This is a genomic window from Leifsonia sp. 1010 (assembly GCF_031455295.1).
In the GTDB taxonomy this organism is placed as follows: Bacteria; Actinomycetota; Actinomycetes; order Actinomycetales; family Microbacteriaceae; genus Leifsonia.
On record NZ_JAVDSL010000002.1, the window covers coordinates 58,684 to 79,429 of the forward strand.

Genomic DNA, 20,746 nt, shown 5'->3' on the forward strand with positions numbered 1-20,746 from the left:
CGAAAGGACCTCGATGTCGTCCGCCCCGACTCCCGCCCTTCCCCTCGCCGCTCTTCCGCTCTCGCGGCACGCGACCGATCGCGACCATGCCGCGCGGTCGCGGCCCGCCCTGTTCGACGAGCTCTGGGAGGAGCCGACGACGCGCGTGCTCGCGCTCTGGAAGGGACGGGCGCTGCTGACCGCGGAAAGCGTCGCGGCCGCGACCCCCGCAGCCGACGGCTGGTCGGCCCCGGATGCCGGACCGGCCGAGCTGGAGCTGCTCCCGGTGGACCGCGTCACCTCCGCGCTCATCCGGGTGTACCTCGGCCGCACGACGGTCGCGTCGGCGACCGAGCCGGCCGGCACCGCCGTGGTGCTGCAGGTGCTGACCGACGCCGCCGCGCAGGAGCTGGAGCCGGACGAGGCGCGCTGGGGCAACCTGCGCACCGTCGCCACCGCGCTGAGCGATCGCGACGCGGGACTTTTCACCGAGGCGCTCGCGATGGCGAACTGGCATGCGACGCACACGCACTGCCCGCGATGCGGGTCGCCGACGGTGGTCGAGCAGGCCGGCTGGGTGCGGCGCTGCCTGGAGGACGGCTCCGAGGTGTTCCCCCGGACGGACCCGGCGGTGATCGTGACGGTGCTGGATGCGGACGACCGGCTCCTGCTCGGCTCCAATGCGATGTGGGAGAACTCCCGCTATTCGCTGCTCGCCGGGTTCGTCGAGCCGGGCGAATCGTTCGAGGCGGCCGTGGAGCGCGAGATGTTCGAGGAGGCGGGCATCCGCGTCGTCGACGCCCGCTACAAGGGCTCGCAGCCGTGGCCGTTCCCGGCATCGGTCATGGTCGGGATGACGGCGCGGCTGGCCGACGACCAGGCCGCGAGCGCGCTCGACCCGGATGGCGAGGAGATCCTCGACGTGCGCTGGTTCACCCGGGACGAGCTGTGGGCGGCGCGCGAGCAGATCATCCTCCCGGGCCGCTCGTCTATCGCGCGCGCCCTCATCGAGGACTGGTACGGCGGCCCGCTCGACGAGCCGCCGGCGCCGTGAGCACCGCGCTCTCCGGCCCGGACGCCCTGCTGGCCGGGCTGGATGCGCAGCAGCGGGTCGCGGCGGAGGCGCTGTTCGGTCCGGTGTGCATCCTCGCCGGTGCCGGAACCGGCAAGACCCGTGCGATCACGCACCGCATCGCGTATGGTGTCGCCTCCGGCGCCTATGCGCCCGGTCGTGTGATGGCGCTGACGTTCACCGCGCGCGCCGCCGCCGAGCTGCGCGGGCGGCTCCGTCAGCTGGGCGCCGGGGGAGTGTCGGCGCGGACCTTCCACTCCGCCGCCCTCGCGCAGCTGAACTACTTCTGGCCGCAGGTCGTCGGCGGGCAGCTGCCCTCCGTGCTGGACGGCAAGGGCCGCATCCTGGGGCATGCCGCCGAGCGGCTCAAGGTGAAAGTGGACACGGCCACCCTCCGCGACGTCGCCGCGGAGATCGAGTGGCGGAAGGTCTCGGGCCTGAGCATCGAGCAGTACACGGCCGCCGACCGGCCGACCCCCGGCTCGCTGACCGCGACGCAGGTCGCCGATCTGCTGCAGTCGTACGAAGACCTCAAGGACGAGCGCAAGCAGATCGACTTCGAGGATGTGCTGCTCGCCTGCGCCGGGATGATCGAGTCGGAACCGGCGGTCGCCCTGCAGGTGCGCGAGCAGTACCGCTTCTTCGTCGTGGACGAGTACCAGGACGTCTCGCCGCTCCAGCACCAGCTGCTCAGCCTGTGGCTGGGCACCCGCCGTGACCTGTGCGTCGTCGGCGACGCCAGTCAGACGATCTACTCCTTCGCCGGAGCCCGCAGCGAGTACCTGCTCGGGTTCGAGCACGAGCATCCCGGCGCGACCGTGGTGCGACTGGAGCAGAACTACCGCTCGACGCCGGCCGTGATCGACACCGCGAACCGGCTGATGCGCGGGAGGTCCGGCGCGCTGACCCTGCGCCCGGCCGAGGTCGCCGGTGGGACACCGGCAGGTGACCCCGTCACCGAGCCCGCCGCCTTCGAGGACGATCGGGCCGAGGCCCGCGCCGTCGCCGGGCGCATCGCCGCCGAGCTGGCCGCGGGCGCCCGGCCGGAGCACATCGCGGTGCTGTACCGCGTCAACGTCCAAGCCGCGGCACTCGAGCAGGCGCTCGGCGACCTCGGGATCAGCTACCAGATCCGCGGCTCGAAGCGGTTCTTCGACCTGCCGGAGGTTCGGCAGGCCGTCATGTCGCTGCGGGCGGCCAGCCTCGCGGCCACCGAGGACCCGCTGTTCAAGTCGGTCAGCGACGTGCTGCGCTCGCTGGGATGGTCGGTGCAGCCGCCCGAGGCCCGCGGCGCCGTCCGCGAGCGCTGGGAGTCGCTGAACGCCATCATGGGCCTGGTGGACGAGCAGCCGCCCGGCCAGACGCTCCGCGGCTTCACCGACGAACTTCTCGCCCGGCAGGCCGGCCAGCACGAGCCGACGATGTCGGCTGTGACCCTCGCGACCCTCCACGCGGCCAAGGGCCTCGAATGGCCCTCGGTCTACCTGATCGGCCTGAGCGAGGGCCTCGTGCCGATCAGCTACGCGAGCACCTTCGAGCAGATCGACGAAGAGCGCCGCCTGCTGTACGTGGGCATCACGCGAGCGCGTCGCAGCCTCCACCTCAGCTGGGCGGCGCGCGGCAACCAGCCCGGCCGGCCCCAACTCCGGCAGCCGTCACGCTTCCTGGCGGAGCTGCGGCCGACGGTCACGGTGGAAGGCCGAGGCACCCGCACTCCGGGTGCGGCTCCCACGCGGCGCTGACCCAGTCGGCACCGCCCCCTTCCGAGCGAGCTCGGAGCAACCGCCAGCTCGCCCCGACCGGCGGCGGCTGCACCGACCGTCCGCGCGCCGCGGCGACGCCCGCGAGCACCAGCGCGGCGGCTCGGGCACCGACGATCGCGGAAACGATCGCGTCCTCACCCGGTGGCGGCAGCGTGTGCAGCTGGGTGGCCATCACCGGCCAGGCCGGGTCGGCCGCCGTGCGGTGAAGGTCGACGCACCGGAGGCAGGGCGCCACCCCGGGCCGCACCCAGGGGCCGACCGTGACCCCGGCATCCCCGAACACGATCGGCAGGTGGGGGATGTCGCGTCGCAGCCAGCGGGCGGAACGCTGCGGCTCGATCGCGTACGAGCCGACCAGGACCGCGGCCTCCGCCCGGTCGAGCGCCCGGTCGTCCCACGCGAGTCCGCCGCGGACCTCCGCGCCAGCATCGGTCAGCATCCGCGCGAGCTGCGACGCGGTCGGTCCCGTCGCGTCGAGCACGACGAGCGGCGGCCGGCCGGGCGGTCGCTCGTCCCGGCTGCCTGAGCCGTCGGCGCGTCCGTCAACCGCGCCGTCACCGCGTGCCAGCACGGGCGCTATGCGCTTCAGCAGCGCCGCGGCCGCTCCCGGCGGCGCGCCGGCCCGGTCCGCGAGCAGCTGCAGCCCCTGCCGGGTGACTCCGCACGCGAGCGCGGCGAGCATCCGTTCGTCGGCCGCACTGACGCCGTCGAGCACGAGCACCGGCTGTTCCACACCGAACTGCAGGCAGTCGGGAGTGCGCCAGACGCGTTGGATGCGGGGGTCGAGTGCGAGGGCCATCCCCGCATCCTGCCGGATGCCGGTGCCCGGTCAGCGGTTGTCCACAGCCGCCGACCGCGGGCCCCGGTCATCCACAGGTCAGGCTTCGGTCGGCCGGTCCCGGTCGTCGCGCAGGAGGTCCTCGATGGCCTGGTCGAGCGCATCCTGCTCGGGCTCCTGACCGGTCGCGGTAGCGGTGAGGCGTGCGACCAGCGCCGACGGGTCGTCGAGGTCGGACGACTGCGGAAGAAGGTCCGGGTGCGACCACAGGTCGTCGCGCGCATCCATGCCGACCGCCTCCGTCACGGCCTGCCACATCGCCGCGGCGTCGCGCAGCCGCCGCGGGCGCAGCTCCAGTCCGACGAGGGTCGCGAACGCGGACTCCGCCGGACCGCCCGATGCACGCCGACGCCGCACCGTCTCGGCGATCGCTTCGGCGCGGGGGAGCAGACGGGTGGCGTTGGCGGTCACCACGTCGACCCAGCCCTCGACCAGCGCGAGGACGGTCTCGAGACGCGCGAGCGCCTCCTGCTGCTCCTCGGTGCGCGGCGGGATCAGGCGGCCGCTGACCATCGCCTCGCGCAGCTCGTCGGGGTTCGACGGGTCGAAGTTCTCTGCCAGCGACTCCAGGGCATCGGTATCGATCGTGATGCCCTTGGCGAAGGCGGTGATCTGCGTGATCAGCTGGAGCCGCAGCCATTTCGCGTGCCGGAACAGGCGTGCGTGAGCGAGCTCGCGGACCGCGAGGTACAGCTGGATCTGGTCGTCGGGGATGTCGAGTCCGTCGCCGAACTCCGCGATGTTCTGCGGGAGCAGCGCCGCGGTGCCGTCGGGCAGCAGCGGGATGCCGATGTCGCCCCCGGACACGACCTCCTTCGACAACTGCCCGACCACCTGGCCGAGCTGCATCGCGAACAGGGCGCCGCCGATGGAGCGCATGACCTGGCCGGCGTTCTGCAGCATGGCCTGCATCTCCTCGGGGGCCTGCTCGGCGAGGACGCGAGTGAGCGCGTCCGAGATGCTGAGCGCCACCGGCTCGGCCAGCTGCGTCCACAGCGGCATCGTCTGCCGTGCCCACTCGGCGCGGCCGATCAGCTCGGGCGTCGCGCTGAGGCCCGCGACGCCGGTCGCCTGGTCGAGCCAGAGGGCGGCCACGTGGAAGGCCTGGTCGAGCGAGGCGCGCTCGGCCGGCGTGACCGCATGGGCGCCGTCGGCGGCCAGCTGGCGCGCCTGCTGCTCGGCGATGTCCCAATTGATGCCGCCGCCCGGATTCATCAGCGCGTTCTGCAGTTGTCCGAGCAGCGCCTGGATGCTGGCGGGATCGTTCGGGAGGCCCGCGGCACCGGCGAGGCGGCTCGGGTCGATCGATGCGCCGTTCCCCGACAGGAACTGGTTCAGCATGTCGCGGAACTCGTCGTCGTCCCGCTCCTCGTTCTGGTCGTCGGCCATCGTCGTTCCCTACTCCTCGAAGTGAGCCGGCCGTCCGGTGAGCAGCCGTCGGGCTCGGCTTCAGGCTTGTCATCTACGCTAGCCGCTGGCGCCGGGATGCCGGGTGGGAATTGCCCTATGCTCGCTTCCGGACCGTGCGCCTGTGGCGAACACGACCCTGACGAGAGGACGCCCCCGTGACGCTGTTCGGCGACGAGGACCCCACGCTGCGCACCCAGGAGCGCGCGCGCATCGCGCCGCCGCGGCGCGTGATCATCGGCTGGGTCGCGATCGGCGTCGCCGTCGTCCTCGCGCTGGTGCTCGCGCTCGTCCCCGCGCCCTTCGTGATCGAGCAGCCGGGGCCCGTCTACAACACCCTCGGCACCGACCAGCAGGTCGGCGCGAAGGAGGGCGGGGACGCCAAGGAGCTCATCAGCATCTCGGGCCAGAAGACCTATCCGACCTCCGGCTCGCTCGACCTGCTCACCGTCTCGGTGGTCGGCAATCCGGAGCAGCGCCCGTCGTGGATGGAGATCGCGGGCGCGTGGTTCCAGCCGAGCAAGGCGGTCCTGCCGCTCGAGTCGGTGTTCCCGCCCGGCACCACCACCGAGCAGTCGAACGCCGAGAACGCCGCCCTGATGGTCGACTCCCAGCAGGATGCGATCGCCGCCGCCCTCAACGAGCTCGGCTACACCTTCCCCGAGAACGTGGCCGTCAAGCAGCTGATCAAGGGCACGCCGGCCGCCGACGTGCTGAAGGTCGGCGACGAGATCACCTCCGTCAACGGCACGAAGATCGCCAGCGTCGACGAGCTCCGCAGCGCGGTGAAGGAGAACGGCACCGCGAAGCCGGCCGAGCTCGGAATCGTGCGCGACGGCGCGGCGACGACCGTCTCGATCACCCCGACCGAGTCGCAGGGGCAGGTCGTCCTCGGCATCGGCGCGGGGATAGACTACACCTTCCCCTTCGACGTGAAGATCCAGCTCAACGACGTGGGCGGCCCGAGCGCCGGCCAGATGTTCGCGCTGGGCATCATCGACAAGCTGACGCCCGGCTCCCTCAACGGCGGCAAGCGCATCGCCGGGACGGGCACGATCGACAACACCGGTCAGATCGGACCGATCGGCGGCATCCGGCAGAAGATGTACGCCGCGCGCGACGACGGCAAGGCCGACTACTTCCTGGCGCCCGCCTCGAACTGCGACGAGGTGACCGGCCACATCCCCGCCGGACTCCGCGTCTTCGCCGTGAAGACCCTGGACGACTCGCTCAAGGTGCTGAAGGCGGTGGAGGACGGATCGAGCACCTCGGGCCTCGCCACCTGCCCCGCCCGCTGAGCGCACGGGTCGAGCGCACGGTCGCGTAGCAGCGTTCTCCAAGCGTCCCTTGCCTAGGATGGTTCACATCCCCGCCACGCGAGACCAAGAGGGCCATACGTGAGTTCAACAGCAGCAGCTCGACCCGCAGGCCGCCGGCGTGCGGCCATCTGGATCACTCTCGGGGTGATCGTCGCGGTGGTCATCCTGTTCTTCGTCTTCGCCGGGCTGTACGCCGACGTCCTCTGGTACGACCAGGTCGGCTACCTCCAGGTGCTGACCACCCAGTGGTTCGCCGGCATCGCCATGTTCTTCATCGGCTTCTTCGGGATGGCGCTGCCGCTCTGGCTGTCCATCCAGCTCGCGTACCGGCTGCGCCCGGTCTACGCCAAGCTCAACTCGCAGCTCGACCGCTATCAGCAGGTCATCGAGCCCCTGCGGCGCCTCGCGATGTACGGCATCCCGATCGTCTTCGGCATCTTCGCCGGCGTCTCGACCGCGAGCCGCTGGCAGACGGCGGCGCTGTGGCTCAACGGCACGGCCTACGGCAAGACCGACCCGCTCTTCCACCTCGACATCGGCTTCTACCTGTTCGCCCTGCCGTTCTACCGCAGCGCGGTCGGGTTCGCTTCCGCGGTGGTCCTCATCTCGCTGCTCGCGACCCTGGCCACCACGTACCTGTACGGCTCGATCCGGGTCAGCGGGCGCGAGGTGCGCATCTCTCGCGCCGCGCGCGTCCAGATCTCTGTGATCGCCGCGCTGTACCTCCTCCTGCAGGGCATCAGCATCTGGCTCGACCGTTATGCGACGGTCACCGACTCCAACGTCAACGACATGATCAACGGCGCCGCCTACACGGACGTCAACGCGACCATCCCCGGCCGCGCGATCCTGGCGGGCGCGACCGTCTTCGTCGCCATCCTCTTCGTGCTGACGGCGTTCATCGGCCGCTGGCGCTTCCCGATGGTGGGCACGGCGCTGCTCATCGTCGCCGCCCTGGTGGTCGGCGCGATCGTGCCGTGGGTCGTCCAGCGGTTCCAGGTCGACCCGAGCCAGAAGACGCTGGAGTCGCCCTACGTGCAGAAGGGGATCGACTACACCCGCGAGGCGTACGGGCTCAGCGACATCGAGACCATCCCGTACAACGCGAAGACGACCGCCGAGCAGGGGGCCCTGCGGCAGGATGCGCAGACCACCGCGCAGATCCGCATCCTCGACCCCGCCGTCGTCAGCCCCTCCTTCCGTCAGCTGCAGCAGTTCCGGCAGTACTACGCGTTCCCCGAGAAGCTGAACGTCGACCGCTACGAGGTCAACGGCACGCAGCAGGATGCCGTCGTCGCGGTTCGCGAGCTGCAGCAGTCCGGTCTGGGCGGCACCCGCAACTGGTTCAACGACACCATCGTCTACACCCACGGCTACGGGCTCGTCGCCGCCTACGGCAACCAGCGCTCTCCCGACGGGCAGCCGGTGTTCATGGAGTCGGGCATCCCGACCACGGGGACGCTCGGCACCTACCAGCCGCGCATCTACTTCGGCGAGCAGTCGCCGACGTACTCGATCGTCGGTGCCCCGAAGGATTCGAAGCAGGTCGAGCTCGACTATCCGGGCGGTGCGGACGGCGCGCAGCAGACGTACACGACGTTCGACGGCAACGGCGGTCCGAAGCTCGACAACATCTTCAAGCGGCTGGTGTACGCGCTGAAGTTCCAGGACGAGCAGATCGTGCTCTCCGACGCGGTCAACAGCAACTCGCAGATCCTCTACGACCGCGACCCGATCAAGCGCGTGCAGAAGGTCGCGCCGTACCTCACGCTCGACTCGCAGGCGTACCCGGCCGTCGTGGACGGACGCGTCAAGTGGATCATCGACGGCTACACGACGAGCGACCAGTTCCCGTACTCGCACGTCGGCAGCCTGAGCGACGCCACGGCGGACAAGGACACCCCGAAGCCCGCCTACGCGTTCGACGACATCAACTACATCCGCAACTCGGTGAAGGCCACGGTCGACGCATACGACGGCTCGGTGACCCTGTACGCCTGGGACACCACCGACCCCGTGCTCAAGACGTGGGAGAAGGTCTTCCCGACCACCGTCAAGCCGGTGAGCGACATGAGCGCGCAGCTGATGAGCCACGTGCGCTACCCGTCCGACCTGTTCAAGGTGCAGCGGTCGGTGCTCGGTCAGTACCACGTCGACGACGCCGGTTCGTTCTACTCGCGTGAAGACGCGTGGACCACACCGAACGACCCGACCTCGCCGTCGAGCAACCCGGCCCTCCAGCCGCCGTACTACCTGACCATGAAGATGCCCGGTCAGGACGCCCCCGCGTTCTCGCTCTACTCGACGTTCATCCCGGCGGGCACGAGCGAGTCCAGCCGGTCGGTGCTGAAGGGCTATCTGGCGGTGGATGCGGATGCCGGCGACACCAAGGGCAAGGTCGCATCCGGCTACGGCAAGCTCAGGCTCCTGCAGCTGCCGTCGAGCGACACCATCCCAGGCCCTGGCCAGATGCAGAACCAGTTCGACTCCGATCCGACCGTCTCGCAGCAGCTGAACCTGCTGCGACAGGGCAAATCGGAGGTCATCAACGGCAACCTGCTGACCCTGCCGGTGGGCGGTGGTCTGCTCTACGTGCAGCCGGTCTACGTCCGCTCCTCGGGTGAGACCAGCTACCCGCTGCTGCAGAAGGTGCTGGTGGCCTTCGGTGACAAGATCGAGTTCGAGGACACCCTGGACCAGGCGCTGGACGCCTTGTTCGGCGGCGACTCCGGTGCCACGGCCGGCGACAACAACGTTCCGACCGAGGGTGGAGGCACTGGCGGTCAGACCGGTGGCGGCACCGGCGGTGGCGAGCAGACCGGGGGAGGGACCGGCGGCTCCGCGGCCGGCAACACGGCTCTCCAGGAGGCGCTGCAGCGCGCGAACCAGGCGCTCAGCGACAGCCAGGCCGCTCTGAAGTCCGGCGACTGGACTGCGTACGGCGAGGCTCAGAAGCGCCTGCAGCAGGCGATCTCCGACGCCGTCGCGGCGGAGGGGCAGCCCGCCGCCAAGTAGTCCGCCGCCTCTACCGGCTGAAACGGCCCGCGCGTTCTCGCGCGGGCCGTTTCGCGGTTCCGCGCCCGCCGCGCCCTCGACGCGCCCCCGTCGGAGCCTCATGCGCCCTACAGGTCGAAACACGGGCGCTACCCTCGGAGATTCGCCCCGCGTCGCGCCGAATCTCCATCCAGGCCGCGGTGCGTCGGAGATTCGGGGCACTTTCTCCGACGGAAGCGCCCGCCGGTACGCCTCGGCCTAGCCGCGCCCTACGCGCTGAGATACCGGCGCGACCGTCGGAGATTCGTCCCGCTTCGCGCTGAATCTCCATTTCGGCCGCGGTGCGTCGGAGATTTGGGGCACTTTCTCCGACGGAAGCTGCGCGCAGGGATCTGCCCAGGCGCAGGCGGCGGGGCCGGTCCTGGCGGAGAAAGCGGCGCCCCGGAATGCTCAGCGCCCGTGCAAAGTGCGGATCGCGACAAGACGAAGGCCGAAAACTCTTGCGTCGACTTTGATTGTCAGCTTTACTAACAAACATGTCGATCGACCTGGCCAAGCGCACCACCGCCGCCGATCGGGGTGCGCCGTCCGACCACGGGCTCGTCCCCGGCCGGGCGCTCCGCCCGCGGACGAAGGTGCTTCCCGAGCACGCACGCGGTCACAACCGCTCGCTCGTGCTGCAGTCCCTGTACCGCTCCGGGCGCGCCAGCCGAGCGGATCTCGCCAGGACGACGGGCCTCACCCGCGTCACCATCTCGGACCTCGTGGGGGAGCTGATCGCCGAAGGCCTGGTCGTCGAGCTCGGCCAGCGCGACGACGCCCGCCCGGGAAAGCCCGCCGTGCTTCTCGACGTCAACCGGGGCGCGACGCAGATCGTCGGCGTCGACCTCAGCGAGCACGCCGTGTTCCGCGGAGCCGTCCTCGACATGGACGGCCGCATCCTGCAGACCGCGGAGGTCGAACTCGCCGGGAGCCGCGGCGAGGACGCGACGGCCAAGGTCCTCGCGCTCGTCGATCGATTGGTCGAACTGACGTCAGCGCCCGTGCTGGGCATCGGCATCGGGTCTCCCGGCATCGTCGAAGCGGATGGCGTGGTCGCCACCGCCCCGAACCTCGGCTGGGTGGATGAGCCGCTGCAGCAGCGCATCGCCGAACGCACCGGGCTCCCGGTGTTCGTCGCGAACGACGCGAACGTCGCGGTGCTGGCGGAGCACGGCTTCGCCGACGCGCAGGGCGACATGATGCTCGTCAAGGTGGGCCACGGTGTCGGCTCCGGCCTGCTGGTCGCCGGTGCGCTGGTCTTCGGCAGCCGTTTCGCAGCGGGCGAGATCGGTCAGGTGATGGTCGGAACGGATGCGGGGCCCGAGGCGCCGTACGACCGCGAGCGGTGCCTGGAGGCCTGGCTGGCGGTGCCGCGGCTGGAGTCGCGCGTGGCGGCCGCCGAGGCCGCCGGAGCATCGGCCGAGCCGGTGCTCCGTGAGGCCGGCCAGCGGCTCGGCGTCGCGCTCGCGCCGATCGTCGGCGCGCTGAACCTGTCGGAGGTCGTCCTCGCCGGTCCGGAGGAGCTGCTCGACGGCGTGCTGCTGGATGCCGTGCGCGAGACCCTCCGCAACCGCACCATGGCCGGCTTCCACTCCGGCGTCACCGTCCGGATGACCAGCCAGGGCCGCGATATCGTGCTCCGCGGGTGCGTCGTCATGGTGCTCTCCGCGCAGTTGGGGGTGTCGTGATGACCCTGCTCGCCGACGCTGTCGACCTCGGCCGGGATGCCGCGGAGGACTTCCGGTTCGCCCCCGGAGTGCGCGAGGCGCTGACCGCATTCCGTGGCCGCTGCACGGTGGTCCGGCTGGCGACGCTCGACAACGACGTGCTCGGCGTTCCGCGCTGGTACACGCTGCAGGAGGCGTGGGCCGAGCCGGGAAGCGACGCCGCTTCATCGTGGTCCGGCAACCCCGTCGTCGACGTGGGGCCGTCCGACGACCCCGAACTCGTGCTCGCGACGGCGACGCCCGTCGTGGTGGTCGGCGCCGACATCGCCGCGGCCCGCTGGACCCGCCAGGTGGTGGATGCGGTCCGTGCGACGTGCCGTTCGGTGCTGGTCGTCGACATGGGGGAGCGCCCCGATCCGTCGTACGCCGACATCGCGACCTACGGCCACGACCGCCGCCACGGCGCCGCGCTGCTCGGACTGCTGACCGGCCGCTGACCCTGACCGGCCGCTGACCCGCCGCGCACCGGCCCCTCGCGCCTCAGCGCGCCCAGGTGACGCCGAGCGCCGACTTCAGCGCGTACTGCGCCGCCCCGCGGTACGGGTGCTCCTGACTCACGCGGGCGTACCGGAAGCTCAGCGGCATGGCGGCCTTCACGGGATGCCGCGCCGCTTCGGCACGCAGGTGCCCGATGAACTCCGGGCCGAGCCGAGGGGCCGCGCCGCCGACGACGATGTTCGGCACGTCGAGGGCGGCGGCGACGAGCAGGAGGGCGCGGGCGAGCACACGTGCGCCGTCCGCGATGCGCTCGCGCGCGTCCGGAGCGGCAGCCAGCGCCGCGAGGTCGAGCGCCTCCAGGTCGGTGCCGTGGGGGAGGCCCAGCAGGCTCGTCACCGAAACGATCTCCTCGAGGCAGCCGCGGTTGCCGCAGGCGCAGAGCGGCGCATCCGGCCCGAACAGCACCGGGACATGCCCGATCTCGCCCGCGCGGTGCGCGGCGCCGCTGACCACCTCCCCGTCGATGATGACGGCCGCGCCGACACCCGTGCTCAGCGAGACGAAGAGCTGGTTCGCCCCGAAGTCGTCCGACGTGATCGAGTCGGCGATCGCCTCCGCATCGGCGTCGTTGATGAGGTGGATGGGCGCGTCGACGATACCGGCCAGCTCTCGGCCGAGGTCCACGTCCGTCCATCCCAGCTGCACCGATTCACGGATCAGCGGGCCGTCGGCGATGCCCGGCACCTGCACGCCGACAGCGACGATCCGTGCCGAGGTGGATGCGACCAGCCGCCGTACGACGGAGCGCACGTCCTCGAGCGACCCCGGCGTCGCCGCGCGCTGCGTGACGGTGGCGAGCTCGTCGCCCAGCAGGTCGACGACCGCGCCGCGGACGAGTCCGGGCTGCACGAGCAGCGCGAGCAGGACGTGGTTCTCGGCCGCCACACGCAGGGTGGTGGCGCGCTTTCCTCCGGTGCTCTCCGCCAGCTGCCCTTCGATGACGAGTCCGTCGGCGATGAGCCCGGCGAGCAGGGAGGAGACGGTCGCGCTGGTGAGGCCGGTGCGGCGGGCGATGGCCGCCCGCGTCGCCGTGCCGTTCCCCGACAGCACGAGCTGCAGCGCGGTCGTGAGGTTCCGCTCGCGGACGGCGGCCTGCGTCGCCTTGCCGTGCTCCTCAGCCACTGTTCCTCCGCCGTGTCGTTGCGTCACGACACTAGCGAATCGGGGACACAAAGAAGGCCCCCTGATCAGCGATTCCCTGATCAGGGGGCCTTATCGGTTGCGGGGGCAGGATTTGAACCTACGACCTCTGGGTTATGAGCCCAGCGAGCTACCGAGCTGCTCCACCCCGCGGCACAAGAAGAAACTCTAGCACGGGATCCGAGGGGCGTGAAATCGCGAACACCCGCCCGGGCGCGTCCGCTCGTGTGAACCGGTCGTCCTACTAGAGTCGTTCCCAGATAGGGGATGCGATGACGAGTGTCGTGACGAAGTACCGGGTGGTCGTGGTCGAGGATGACCCGGATGTCGCCTTCTTCATGAAGACCGTGCTCGAGAAGCGCGCGGACGCCGTTGCCATCGCGGTGACCGATCCGTCCATCGCCCTCGCCACGATCGCCGAGTTCGAGCCGGACCTCGTCATCACCGACATCGAGATGCCCGGCATCACCGGTCTCGACCTGCTCAAGGAGCTGCGCGCGCAGTATCCCGGGATGCCGGTCGTCGTCATGACCGCGCACGTCTCGGTCGACTACGCCGTCTCCGCTCTCCGGGCGCAGGCGGACGAGTTCCTGAGCAAGCCGGTCGCCTCGGCGGAGCTCGTCGCGATCGTGAACCGCCTTGCCGCCGAGGGCCGCATCAAGCGGGCCGCCGCCCGTCGCCAGGTCGTCCTCGCGATCGGTGCGCACCCCGACGATGTCGAGATCGGCGTGGGCGGCATCCTCGCCGCGCACCGCGAAGCGGGCAACGACGTCGTCATCCTCACCCTCTCGCGCGGCGCTCGCGGCGGGGACGCCGACGACCGCCAGCACGAGTCCCTCGCGTCGGCGGAACTCCTCGGCGCCCGGCTGTTCCTCGAAGACCTCGAGGACACCCACATCTCCGCGGCGGACCCGACGGTCGGCATCATCGAGCGCGTCGTCGCCGAGGTCCAGCCGGACATCGTCTACACGCACTCATCGCACGACCGTCACCAGGACCACCGGGCGGTCCACGCGGCGACGAACGTCGCCACCCGGTCCGTGCGCACGGTCTGCTGCTACCAGAGCCCGTCCGCCACCATCGACTTCCGGCCCACCCGCTTCGTACCCATCGACGGATTCACCGAGACCAAGCTGCAGCTGATCGACTGCTTCCGCTCGCAGACCGAACTGCGCGGGTACCTCGAGCCCGACTTCGTGCTCGCGACCGCCCGCTACTGGTCGCGCTTCGGCGGCGGCAAGAACTGCGAGCCGCTGGAGGTCATGCGCGACACCGCCGACATCTCGGTGCCCGCCTCCGCCATCCACAACGACGCCCGCGTCGCGGGAAACCGACTGAACAGGACCGCTGAATGACCGACTCCACCCGTACCCGCGTCCTGGTGACGGGCGCCGGCGGCCCCGCGGGCGTCGCGGTGATCCGCTCGCTGCTGGCCCGGGACGATGTCGAGGTGTACGCCGCCGACATGGACGGGTGGGCCAGCGGCCTCTACCTCGTGGGGGAGGGCTGCAGGCGGATCGTGCCGCCCGGACGGTCGGACGGCTTCGTCGATGCGCTCATCGCCATGAGCCGGGAGGACGGGATCGACGTCCTGTTCTCGACGGTCGACGTCGAGCTGCCGGGTCTCGCCGCGCGCCGCGACGAGCTCGAAGCGGTCGGAACGAAGCTGGCGGCCCCCTCGCGCGACACCCTGGTCACCTGCCTCGACAAGTTCGCCCTCATCCAGCGCGTCGGCGACCAGGCGCGCGTGCCCGTCACGCGGCTGCTGAACCCGCAGGGCGTCGGTGCTGATTGGACGTTCCCGGTCATCATCAAGCCGCGCAGCGGCGCCGGATCGCGCGGCGTCCGCCTCATCACGGATCGCGGCACCCTGGAGGCGCTCGGCACCGACGAGAGCATCATCATCCAGGAGAACCTGCCCGGCGAGGAGTTCTCGGTCGACGTCCTCGCGGGGCTCGACGGCAACGTCATCGCGGCCGTCCCGCGCTCCAGGGAGCGCGTCGACTCGGGCGTCTCGATCGCCGGCCGGACGGTGCGGCGGGCGGAGCTCTCCGACACCGCCGCGGCGGTGGCCCGCGCGATCGGCCTCACCGGCGTCGCGAACGTGCAGCTGCGGTACAGCACCGACGGCACGCCGGCACTGCTCGAGGTGAACCCGCGCTTCCCCGGCGCCATGCCGTTGACCATCGCGGCCGGCGTCGACATGCCGTCCCTCCTGCTCGACCTGGTCCTCGGCCGGCCGGTTCCGTCGGCCGTCGACTTCGAGGAGCTCGCCAACGTCCGGTTCCTGGAGGACGTCTTCCTGTCACCCGCCGACGTGCTCGTCTCCGAGAACGCGGCGCACGCGGAGGGTCCGGAGGAGTGAGCGGGACGGAGGCCGGCCGGCTGCCCGCGCTGCTGCACGGCGACTTCCACGTCCACTCGACGTTCTCCGACGACGCACGGAGCACTCTGGCGGAGAACATCGCGGCGGCGTCCGCGGTCGGCCTCCGGACGATCCGCCTCACCGATCACGTGCGCGCGTCGACCACCTGGGTCCCCGAGTTCCTCACCGCCGTCGCGGCGGAGCGCGTACCCGACGGACTGACCGTGCTCACCGGTGTGGAGGCGAAGCTGCTGGATGCGTCAGGCGCCGTCGACACACCGCCCGGCCTGGTCGTCGGTCCCGGTGGGGTGGATGCCGTCGTCATCGGCGATCACCAGTTCCCCGGAACGGACGGGCCGTGGTCGCCCACGGCCACGCGCGAACGGCTCGACGCCGGCCTGTCGGTCGACGACGCGCTCGACCTGTTCGTCGAGGGCAGCATCCGGGCGATGGAGCGCACGCCGCACGCGCAGCTGGCGCACTGGTTCTCCATCCTGCCGAAGGTCGGGCTCGACGAGACCCAGCTCGGCGCGGAGCGGCTCGCCGCCTGGGCGCAGGCCGCCGCGGCGACCGGGACCATCGTCGAGGTCAACGAGAAGTGGAACTGCCCCGGCCCGGACGCCATCGCGGCGCTGCTCGATGCCGGGGCGCGTATCGTCGCCTCGACAGACAGCCACGTCGCCGCCGACGTCGGGCGCTACGACCGCGTCCGGCAGCTGCTGGACGCGGCCGCCTCCCGGGTCGCGGGAGAAAGGGTGACCGTGGGAACCGAGACAGGGGAGAGGGAGGACGCACGGTGAGCCCAGCCCGACACTCGTCCGGAGAGCCGGCAGCGAACCCGGCCGAACCCTCCGCCGAGCTCCGCGAGCGCATCCAGAACGAGCTGGACCGCGACCGCCGCTGGGAGTTCCGGCTCCCGCTGTACGCCGGCGTCGCGCTGCTGATCTGCGCCGCGATCGTCGTCGTCCGGACGGTGTTCCTCCATGTCTGAGCGCAAACGCGTCGTGATCGCCGACGACGATGACGACATCCGGGGCCTGATGACCATCGCCGCGAACCGCGCGGGCGTGGACATCGTCGCGGCCGTCGACAACGGCTCGGCGGCCCTCGCCGCCGTGCAGGCGGGCGGCATCGACCTCGCCGTCCTCGACATCTCGATGCCCGGACTGAACGGCGTGGAGGTGGCCGAGGCGATCCGGGCGGATGACCTCACGCGATCGACACTCATCCTGATGGTGTCGGCGTCGGTCCAGCTGCTCACCGACCACGGCGTCGTCGCCGACCGGTCGGACAGTTTCATCGTCAAGCCGTTCAGCCCGCGTGTGCTGTCGACCCGCATCCGCGAGATGCTCGAACTGGGGGAGCCCTCATGACCCTCGACCGCTGGCTCAGCCGCATCCCGCTGGACTCGCCCTCGGCGTTCATGAAGCAGGTGCCGACGATCGTCGGCTTCGCGATCGCCGCGTCGATCGCCGCGCTGCCGAACGGCGTGCCCATCACCAACGCGCCGCTGTTCCTGGCCGGCATCGCGCTGGTGGCCGTCGCGACCGTGTTCTCCCTCATCATCCCGTGGCGGCATCTGAATCCGGAGTGGGCGGTCGTCATCCCGGTGCTTTCGCTGCTCGCCGTCGGGCTGCTGCGGCTCGGGACGGGGTCCGCCGCCTCGCCGTTCGCGGTGCTCACCCTGCTGCCCTTCGTCTGGATCGCCTCCGAGGCCGGGCGCATCAACATCCTCATCGCGGCGCTCACCACCTTCGTCGTACTGCTCGCACCGCTCGTCGTCGACGGCGTCGGCCACACCGCAGGAGACATCGTCCGCGCCTTCTTCTCGCCGGTGATCTACCTCATCGTCGCGATCGTGATCAACGAGATCGCGCACAGGATGCGCGTGCAGCTCGCCGCGGCCCGTGCGGCGGGGGAGCAGCAGCAGCAGCTCCTGGCCCAGGCCGTGCAGGCGCAGGACGAGCTGGTGCTCAACGAGGCGCGGCTGAAGACCGCGAATCGTCTCATCCAGAGCATCTGGAACGCCGTCACCGAGCAGTCCGTCATCGGCACCGACCTCGACGGTCTCATCGACGTCTGGAACCCCGGCGCCGAGAAGATGCTCGGCCTGACCGAGAAGCAGGTGCTCGACGGCAAGCACCACATCATCGACTTCCACCTCCAGTCGGAGCTCGCCGAGCGGCTTCAGGACATGGATGCGCGCTTCACCACCGTCGCCACCACCGACGAGTTCTCGGCGCTGGTGGACACCGTCCGCGCCGGGTCCGCCGACGTGCGCGACTGGACGTACGTGCGGCCCGACGGCAAGCGCGTCGTCGTGCAGGTCGCGGCGACGCCGCGCATCGACGAGAACGGCCACCGGGTCGGCTTCATCTTCGTCGCGACCGACATGACCGAGGCCCGCGAGTTCGCCCGGCTCAAGGACGAGTTCGTCGGGCTCATCTCGCACGAGCTGCGGACGCCGCTCAGTTCGATCCTCGGCTACCTGGAGCTGCTCCGGGACGACGACGAGGATCCGCTGTCGGAGGAGCAGCTGCAGTACCTGGCGGTCGCTGAGCGCAACGCGCACCGCCTGCTCCGCCTGGTCGGCGACCTGCTGTTCACCGCGCAGGTGGAGTCGGGGCGCTTCCCCCTCGACATCAAGGACGTCGGGTTGAACACCGTCGTCGCGGCCTCCGTCGAGTCCGCCCGTCCCGTCGCCGCGAATGCGGGCGTGACGCTCGTCGCCGAGGTGCCGGACCACACGGTGGAGGTGCGCGGCGACACGCTCCGCCTGGGCCAGGCCGTCGACAACCTGGTGTCGAACGCGCTCAAGTTCACGCCGTCCGGCGGCACCGTCACGGTGGCGCTGCGCCAGGAGGCAGGCGAAGCGGTGATCGCCGTCAGGGACACCGGCATCGGCATCCCTGCCGTGGAGCTGAGCCAGCTGTCACAGCGCTTCTTCCGGGCGTCGACGGCGACCCGCAACGCGGTCCCGGGCGTCGGGCTGGGGCTCACCATCACCAAAGCGATCGTGACCGCCCACGGCGGCCGCCTCGACATCGCCAGCGAAGAGGGCGTCGGCACGTCGATCAGCATCGTCCTGCCGGTGGAGACGCCCAGACCCGTGACCGAGGCCATCCCGCGCGTGGAGGTGGCGCCGTGAGCGACCGGCCGGCCGAGCTCACCATCGACGACCGCACCGTCGCGGTCGCTGTCGCCCAGTTCGCGCCGGGCGACGACCGCGTGCACAACCGGGATGTGGTCGCCGGCCTGATCGCGGTCGCCGCCTCCCGCGGTGCCCGCCTCGTGATCCTGCCCGAGTACTCGTCGTACTTCACCGATCCCCTCGGGCCGTCGTTCGCCAGGAACGCCGAGCCGCTCGACGGCGACTTCGTCGGAGCGCTCTCCGCCGCCGCCCGCGAGCACGGGCTGTTCGTGGTGGCCGGCCTCGTCGAGCGCACCGATCAGGCGCACAAGTTCTCGAACACGCTCGTCGCGGTGGGGCCGGAGGGCGACGTGCTCGCGACCTACCGCAAGCAGCACCTCTACGACGCGTTCGGGGCGACGGAGTCGGAGTGGGTCGTCCCCGGCGACCTGGACGAACCGCAGACCTTCGAGGTGGACGGCGTGACCGTCGGCCTGCAGACCTGCTACGACCTGCGCTTCCCGGAAGTGACGCGCCGCCTCGCCGACGCGGGTGCGCTGCTGGTGGCGGTTCCCGCCGAGTGGGTGCGCGGACCGCTGAAGGAGTTCCACTGGTCGACGCTCCTCGCGGCCCGCGCCATCGAGAACACCGTCTACGTCGCCGCGGCCGACCATCCGCCGTCGATCGGGGTCGGCGCGAGCGCGATCCTCGATCCGATGGGGGTCACGTTGGCGGGGCTCGCCGACACGACCGGTGTCGCCGTCGCCGACGTGTCCACCGCTCGAGCGCGCGAGGTGCGGGAGCGCAATCCTGCTCTCGCCCTCCGGCGCTATCGGGTGAGTCCGCTCTGATGGCGACGACGCACGACTTCTTCCTCACCGGCGACCACGAGCAGGGCCGCAGGATCGTCCTCGACGCCCTGCGTGGGCAGGGTTTCGCGGTGATGCCCGCGCCGAACGGCGCGTTCACCGTGCAGCGGGGGAGCACCGCCATGACGGTGCTCTTCGGCGGGCTCGCCGGGTCGCAGCTGCGGATCACGTTCCTGCTGCGGTTCCAGGTCGATCAGCAGGGGCGCCTGGTCGCCCGGCTGTCGCGCGACCAGGTGGGCGCCGCGGTGAGCGGCGGAGCGATCGGCGCGTCCAAGGCCAAGGCCGTGTTCGAGCAGTGCGTCGCCGACATCGGCGGCCGGTTGCGCGCAGCGCAGCTGTTCGCCGGCGAGGTCCGGCAGTGACCGTTCGCTCGCCCGTGGTCGCCTAACGCGGCAGCCCGGCCAGACGGCGTGCCGCCTCCTCGAGCACGTCGATGCGCTTGCAGAACGCGAACCGGACGAGGGATGCGGTGCGCGCCGCGTACTCGCCGCGGCTGAACGCGCCCAGCGGCACCGCGACGACTCCGGCCAGTTCCGGCAGCCGACGGCACAGCTCGACACCCTCCGGGAAGCCGAGCGGGGCGGCGTCCGCGACCACGAAGTAGGTCCCGTCCGAAGGGAAGACGCCGAAACCGGCGGCCGCAAGGCCGGCGGAGAGCACATCCCGCTTGTGGGCGAGAGCCTCGGCGATGCCGGTGAAGTAGGCGTCCGGGAGCCGAAGCCCCGTCGCGATCGCCGGCTGGAACGGCGCGCCGTTGACGTAGGTGAGGAACTGCTTCACGGCGAGCACCGCGGTGACGAGCTCCGGAGGGGCCGTCAGCCAGCCGACCTTCCATCCCGTCGTGTTGAAGGTCTTGCCGCCGGACGAGATCGCGACCGTGCGCTCCCGGGCCCCCGGCAGCGTCTCGATCGGGATGTGCTCCGGCCCGAACGTCAGGTGCTCGTAGACGGAGTCGGTGATGATCACGGCGTCGTGGCGTTCCGCCAGTTCCACGATCGCCGTGAGCGTCTCACGATCGAGCACGCTGCCCGTGGGATTGTGCGGCGTGTTCACCAGGATGGCGCGCGTACGGTCGGTCACCGTGTCGCGCAGCCGGTCGAGGTCCGGGCGGAAGGTCGGCGGCTCCAGCGGCACGGTGCGGTGCACGCCGCCCGCCAGCGCGATCACGGCGCCGTACTCGTCGTAGTACGGCTCGAAGGTCACCACCTCGTCGCCGGGTTCGAGCAGCGCGAGCAGCGTCGCAGCGATCGCCTCGGTCGCGCCGGCGGTGATGAGAACCTCGCGGTCAGGGTCGAGCTCTATGCCGTAGAACCGCTTCTGGTGCTCGGCGACGGCCAGGCGCAGGTCGGGGATGCCCATCCCGGGCGGGTACTGGTTCTCGCCGTCGCGGATGGCCGCCACCGCCGCTTCGAGCACCGCGGCGGGTCCGTCCTCGTCCGGGAACCCCTGTCCGAGGTTGATCGCGCCCGTCCGCGACGCCAGCGCGCTCATCTCGGCGAAGATCGTCGGCCGCACGGAGCCGTCGGCTCCGAGCAGTCCTGCACCCGTGGCGGCGCGCCGCCACCCTCCCGTGATCGTCATAGGACAACGCTACGGCCTTACT

The 20,746-nt window shown here is 71.1% G+C and carries 18 protein-coding genes and 1 tRNA gene; 14 read left to right on the forward strand and 5 right to left on the reverse strand.

All coding sequences use genetic code 11. The annotated features are described in order from the left end of the window. Positions 1-13 precede the first annotated feature (13 nt). Positions 14-1,033 carry an NAD(+) diphosphatase gene (nudC, locus tag J2Y42_RS11000; protein ID WP_018190481.1) on the forward strand — a complete coding sequence of 340 codons (1,020 nt, stop codon included), beginning with the start codon at positions 14-16 and terminating at the stop codon, positions 1,031-1,033. Continuing rightward, complete coding sequence (locus tag J2Y42_RS11005; protein WP_309858275.1) at positions 1,030-2,793, forward strand: ATP-dependent helicase; 1,764 nt, start codon at positions 1,030-1,032, stop codon at positions 2,791-2,793. The genes nudC and J2Y42_RS11005 overlap by 4 nt, the downstream gene beginning before the upstream one ends. Here J2Y42_RS11005 and J2Y42_RS11010 read toward each other — a convergent pair. Together J2Y42_RS11010 and J2Y42_RS11015 are read right to left on the reverse strand one after the other, a co-directional pair. After that, positions 2,738-3,613 (reverse strand): hypothetical protein, encoded by an 876-nt coding sequence (locus tag J2Y42_RS11010; protein WP_309858278.1) that lies wholly within the window; start codon positions 3,611-3,613, stop codon positions 2,738-2,740. The two genes, J2Y42_RS11005 and J2Y42_RS11010, sit on opposite strands and share 56 nt — an antisense overlap. A 78-nt stretch (positions 3,614-3,691) precedes the next feature. Beyond that, a complete protein-coding gene (locus J2Y42_RS11015) occupies positions 3,692-5,041 on the reverse strand; it encodes a zinc-dependent metalloprotease (protein ID WP_309858279.1) in 1,350 nt (449 codons plus the stop codon). A 176-nt stretch (positions 5,042-5,217) separates the two neighbouring features. Between J2Y42_RS11015 and J2Y42_RS11020 the strand changes: the two genes are divergently transcribed. From J2Y42_RS11020 to J2Y42_RS11035, 4 genes are all read left to right on the forward strand, one after another. Then, positions 5,218-6,357, forward strand: a complete 1,140-nt coding sequence (locus J2Y42_RS11020) for a PDZ domain-containing protein (protein ID WP_309858282.1) — start codon at positions 5,218-5,220, stop codon at positions 6,355-6,357. A 99-nt stretch (positions 6,358-6,456) separates the two neighbouring features. Then, positions 6,457-9,393, forward strand: a complete 2,937-nt coding sequence (locus J2Y42_RS11025) for a UPF0182 family protein (protein ID WP_309858285.1) — start codon at positions 6,457-6,459, stop codon at positions 9,391-9,393. A gap of 515 nt (positions 9,394-9,908) precedes the next feature. Further along, positions 9,909-11,102, forward strand: coding sequence for an ROK family transcriptional regulator (locus J2Y42_RS11030; protein ID WP_309858288.1), 1,194 nt, complete (start codon positions 9,909-9,911; stop codon positions 11,100-11,102). Then, a complete protein-coding gene (locus J2Y42_RS11035; protein WP_309858291.1) occupies positions 11,102-11,578 on the forward strand; it encodes a hypothetical protein in 477 nt (158 codons plus the stop codon). The genes J2Y42_RS11030 and J2Y42_RS11035 overlap by 1 nt, the downstream gene beginning before the upstream one ends. Before the next feature lie 43 nt (positions 11,579-11,621). On the opposite strand, the gene J2Y42_RS11040 is transcribed toward J2Y42_RS11035, so the two are convergent. Beyond that, a complete protein-coding gene (locus J2Y42_RS11040; RefSeq protein WP_309858293.1) occupies positions 11,622-12,788 on the reverse strand; it encodes an ROK family transcriptional regulator in 1,167 nt (388 codons plus the stop codon). A gap of 70 nt (positions 12,789-12,858) precedes the next feature. Next, a tRNA-Met gene (locus J2Y42_RS11045) sits at positions 12,859-12,932 on the reverse strand. Positions 12,933-13,051: 119 nt separating this feature from the next. On the opposite strand from J2Y42_RS11045, the gene J2Y42_RS11050 reads away from it, so the two are divergent. Genes J2Y42_RS11050 through J2Y42_RS11085 form a run of 8 tightly spaced genes read left to right on the forward strand, consistent with a single transcriptional unit; the run spans position 13,052 to position 19,505 of the window. Continuing rightward, entirely contained in the window at positions 13,052-14,134 is a 1,083-nt protein-coding gene (locus J2Y42_RS11050; RefSeq protein WP_309858296.1) for a response regulator, read from the forward strand. Then, complete coding sequence (locus J2Y42_RS11055) at positions 14,131-15,144, forward strand: ATP-grasp domain-containing protein (RefSeq protein ID WP_309858298.1); 1,014 nt, start codon at positions 14,131-14,133, stop codon at positions 15,142-15,144. Before J2Y42_RS11050 ends, J2Y42_RS11055 begins: the two co-directional genes overlap by 4 nt. After that, entirely contained in the window at positions 15,141-15,944 is an 804-nt protein-coding gene (locus tag J2Y42_RS11060) for a PHP domain-containing protein (protein WP_309858301.1), read from the forward strand. The genes J2Y42_RS11055 and J2Y42_RS11060 overlap by 4 nt, the downstream gene beginning before the upstream one ends. Then, complete coding sequence (locus J2Y42_RS11065) at positions 15,941-16,135, forward strand: hypothetical protein (RefSeq protein WP_309858304.1); 195 nt, start codon at positions 15,941-15,943, stop codon at positions 16,133-16,135. The genes J2Y42_RS11060 and J2Y42_RS11065 overlap by 4 nt, the downstream gene beginning before the upstream one ends. Then, positions 16,128-16,517: a response regulator gene (locus J2Y42_RS11070; protein WP_309858308.1), complete on the forward strand. Its 390-nt coding sequence runs from the start codon at positions 16,128-16,130 to the stop codon at positions 16,515-16,517. The genes J2Y42_RS11065 and J2Y42_RS11070 overlap by 8 nt, the downstream gene beginning before the upstream one ends. Further along, positions 16,514-18,292: an ATP-binding protein gene (locus tag J2Y42_RS11075; RefSeq protein ID WP_309858311.1), complete on the forward strand. Its 1,779-nt coding sequence runs from the start codon at positions 16,514-16,516 to the stop codon at positions 18,290-18,292. Before J2Y42_RS11070 ends, J2Y42_RS11075 begins: the two co-directional genes overlap by 4 nt. Continuing rightward, on the forward strand, positions 18,289-19,125 hold the full coding sequence (locus J2Y42_RS11080) for a carbon-nitrogen hydrolase family protein (protein WP_309858313.1): 837 nt from the start codon (positions 18,289-18,291) through the stop codon (positions 19,123-19,125). Before J2Y42_RS11075 ends, J2Y42_RS11080 begins: the two co-directional genes overlap by 4 nt. Further along, entirely contained in the window at positions 19,125-19,505 is a 381-nt protein-coding gene (locus tag J2Y42_RS11085; protein ID WP_309858316.1) for a hypothetical protein, read from the forward strand. Before J2Y42_RS11080 ends, J2Y42_RS11085 begins: the two co-directional genes overlap by 1 nt. Before the next feature lie 22 nt (positions 19,506-19,527). Here J2Y42_RS11085 and J2Y42_RS11090 read toward each other — a convergent pair whose 3' ends face one another. Then, positions 19,528-20,724, reverse strand: a complete 1,197-nt coding sequence (locus J2Y42_RS11090) for a pyridoxal phosphate-dependent aminotransferase (RefSeq protein WP_309858318.1) — start codon at positions 20,722-20,724, stop codon at positions 19,528-19,530. Positions 20,725-20,746 lie beyond the last annotated feature (22 nt).

What these genes read in the sequence shown, in the direction of transcription:
- nudC (WP_018190481.1), top strand. Translation starts at nt 14, where the DNA reads ATGTCGTCCGCCCCGACTCCCGCCCTTCCCCTCGCCGCTCTTCCGCTC.
- J2Y42_RS11010 (WP_309858278.1), bottom strand. Translation starts at nt 3,613, where the DNA reads ATGGCCCTCGCACTCGACCCCCGCATCCAACGCGTCTGGCGCACTCCC.
- J2Y42_RS11015 (WP_309858279.1), bottom strand. Translation starts at nt 5,041, where the DNA reads ATGGCCGACGACCAGAACGAGGAGCGGGACGACGACGAGTTCCGCGAC.
- J2Y42_RS11030 (WP_309858288.1), top strand. Translation starts at nt 9,909, where the DNA reads ATGTCGATCGACCTGGCCAAGCGCACCACCGCCGCCGATCGGGGTGCG.
- J2Y42_RS11035 (WP_309858291.1), top strand. Translation starts at nt 11,102, where the DNA reads ATGACCCTGCTCGCCGACGCTGTCGACCTCGGCCGGGATGCCGCGGAG.
- J2Y42_RS11050 (WP_309858296.1), top strand. Translation starts at nt 13,052, where the DNA reads ATGACGAGTGTCGTGACGAAGTACCGGGTGGTCGTGGTCGAGGATGAC.
- J2Y42_RS11055 (WP_309858298.1), top strand. Translation starts at nt 14,131, where the DNA reads ATGACCGACTCCACCCGTACCCGCGTCCTGGTGACGGGCGCCGGCGGC.
- J2Y42_RS11070 (WP_309858308.1), top strand. Translation starts at nt 16,128, where the DNA reads ATGTCTGAGCGCAAACGCGTCGTGATCGCCGACGACGATGACGACATC.
- J2Y42_RS11075 (WP_309858311.1), top strand. Translation starts at nt 16,514, where the DNA reads ATGACCCTCGACCGCTGGCTCAGCCGCATCCCGCTGGACTCGCCCTCG.
- J2Y42_RS11085 (WP_309858316.1), top strand. Translation starts at nt 19,125, where the DNA reads ATGGCGACGACGCACGACTTCTTCCTCACCGGCGACCACGAGCAGGGC.
- J2Y42_RS11090 (WP_309858318.1), bottom strand. Translation starts at nt 20,724, where the DNA reads ATGACGATCACGGGAGGGTGGCGGCGCGCCGCCACGGGTGCAGGACTG.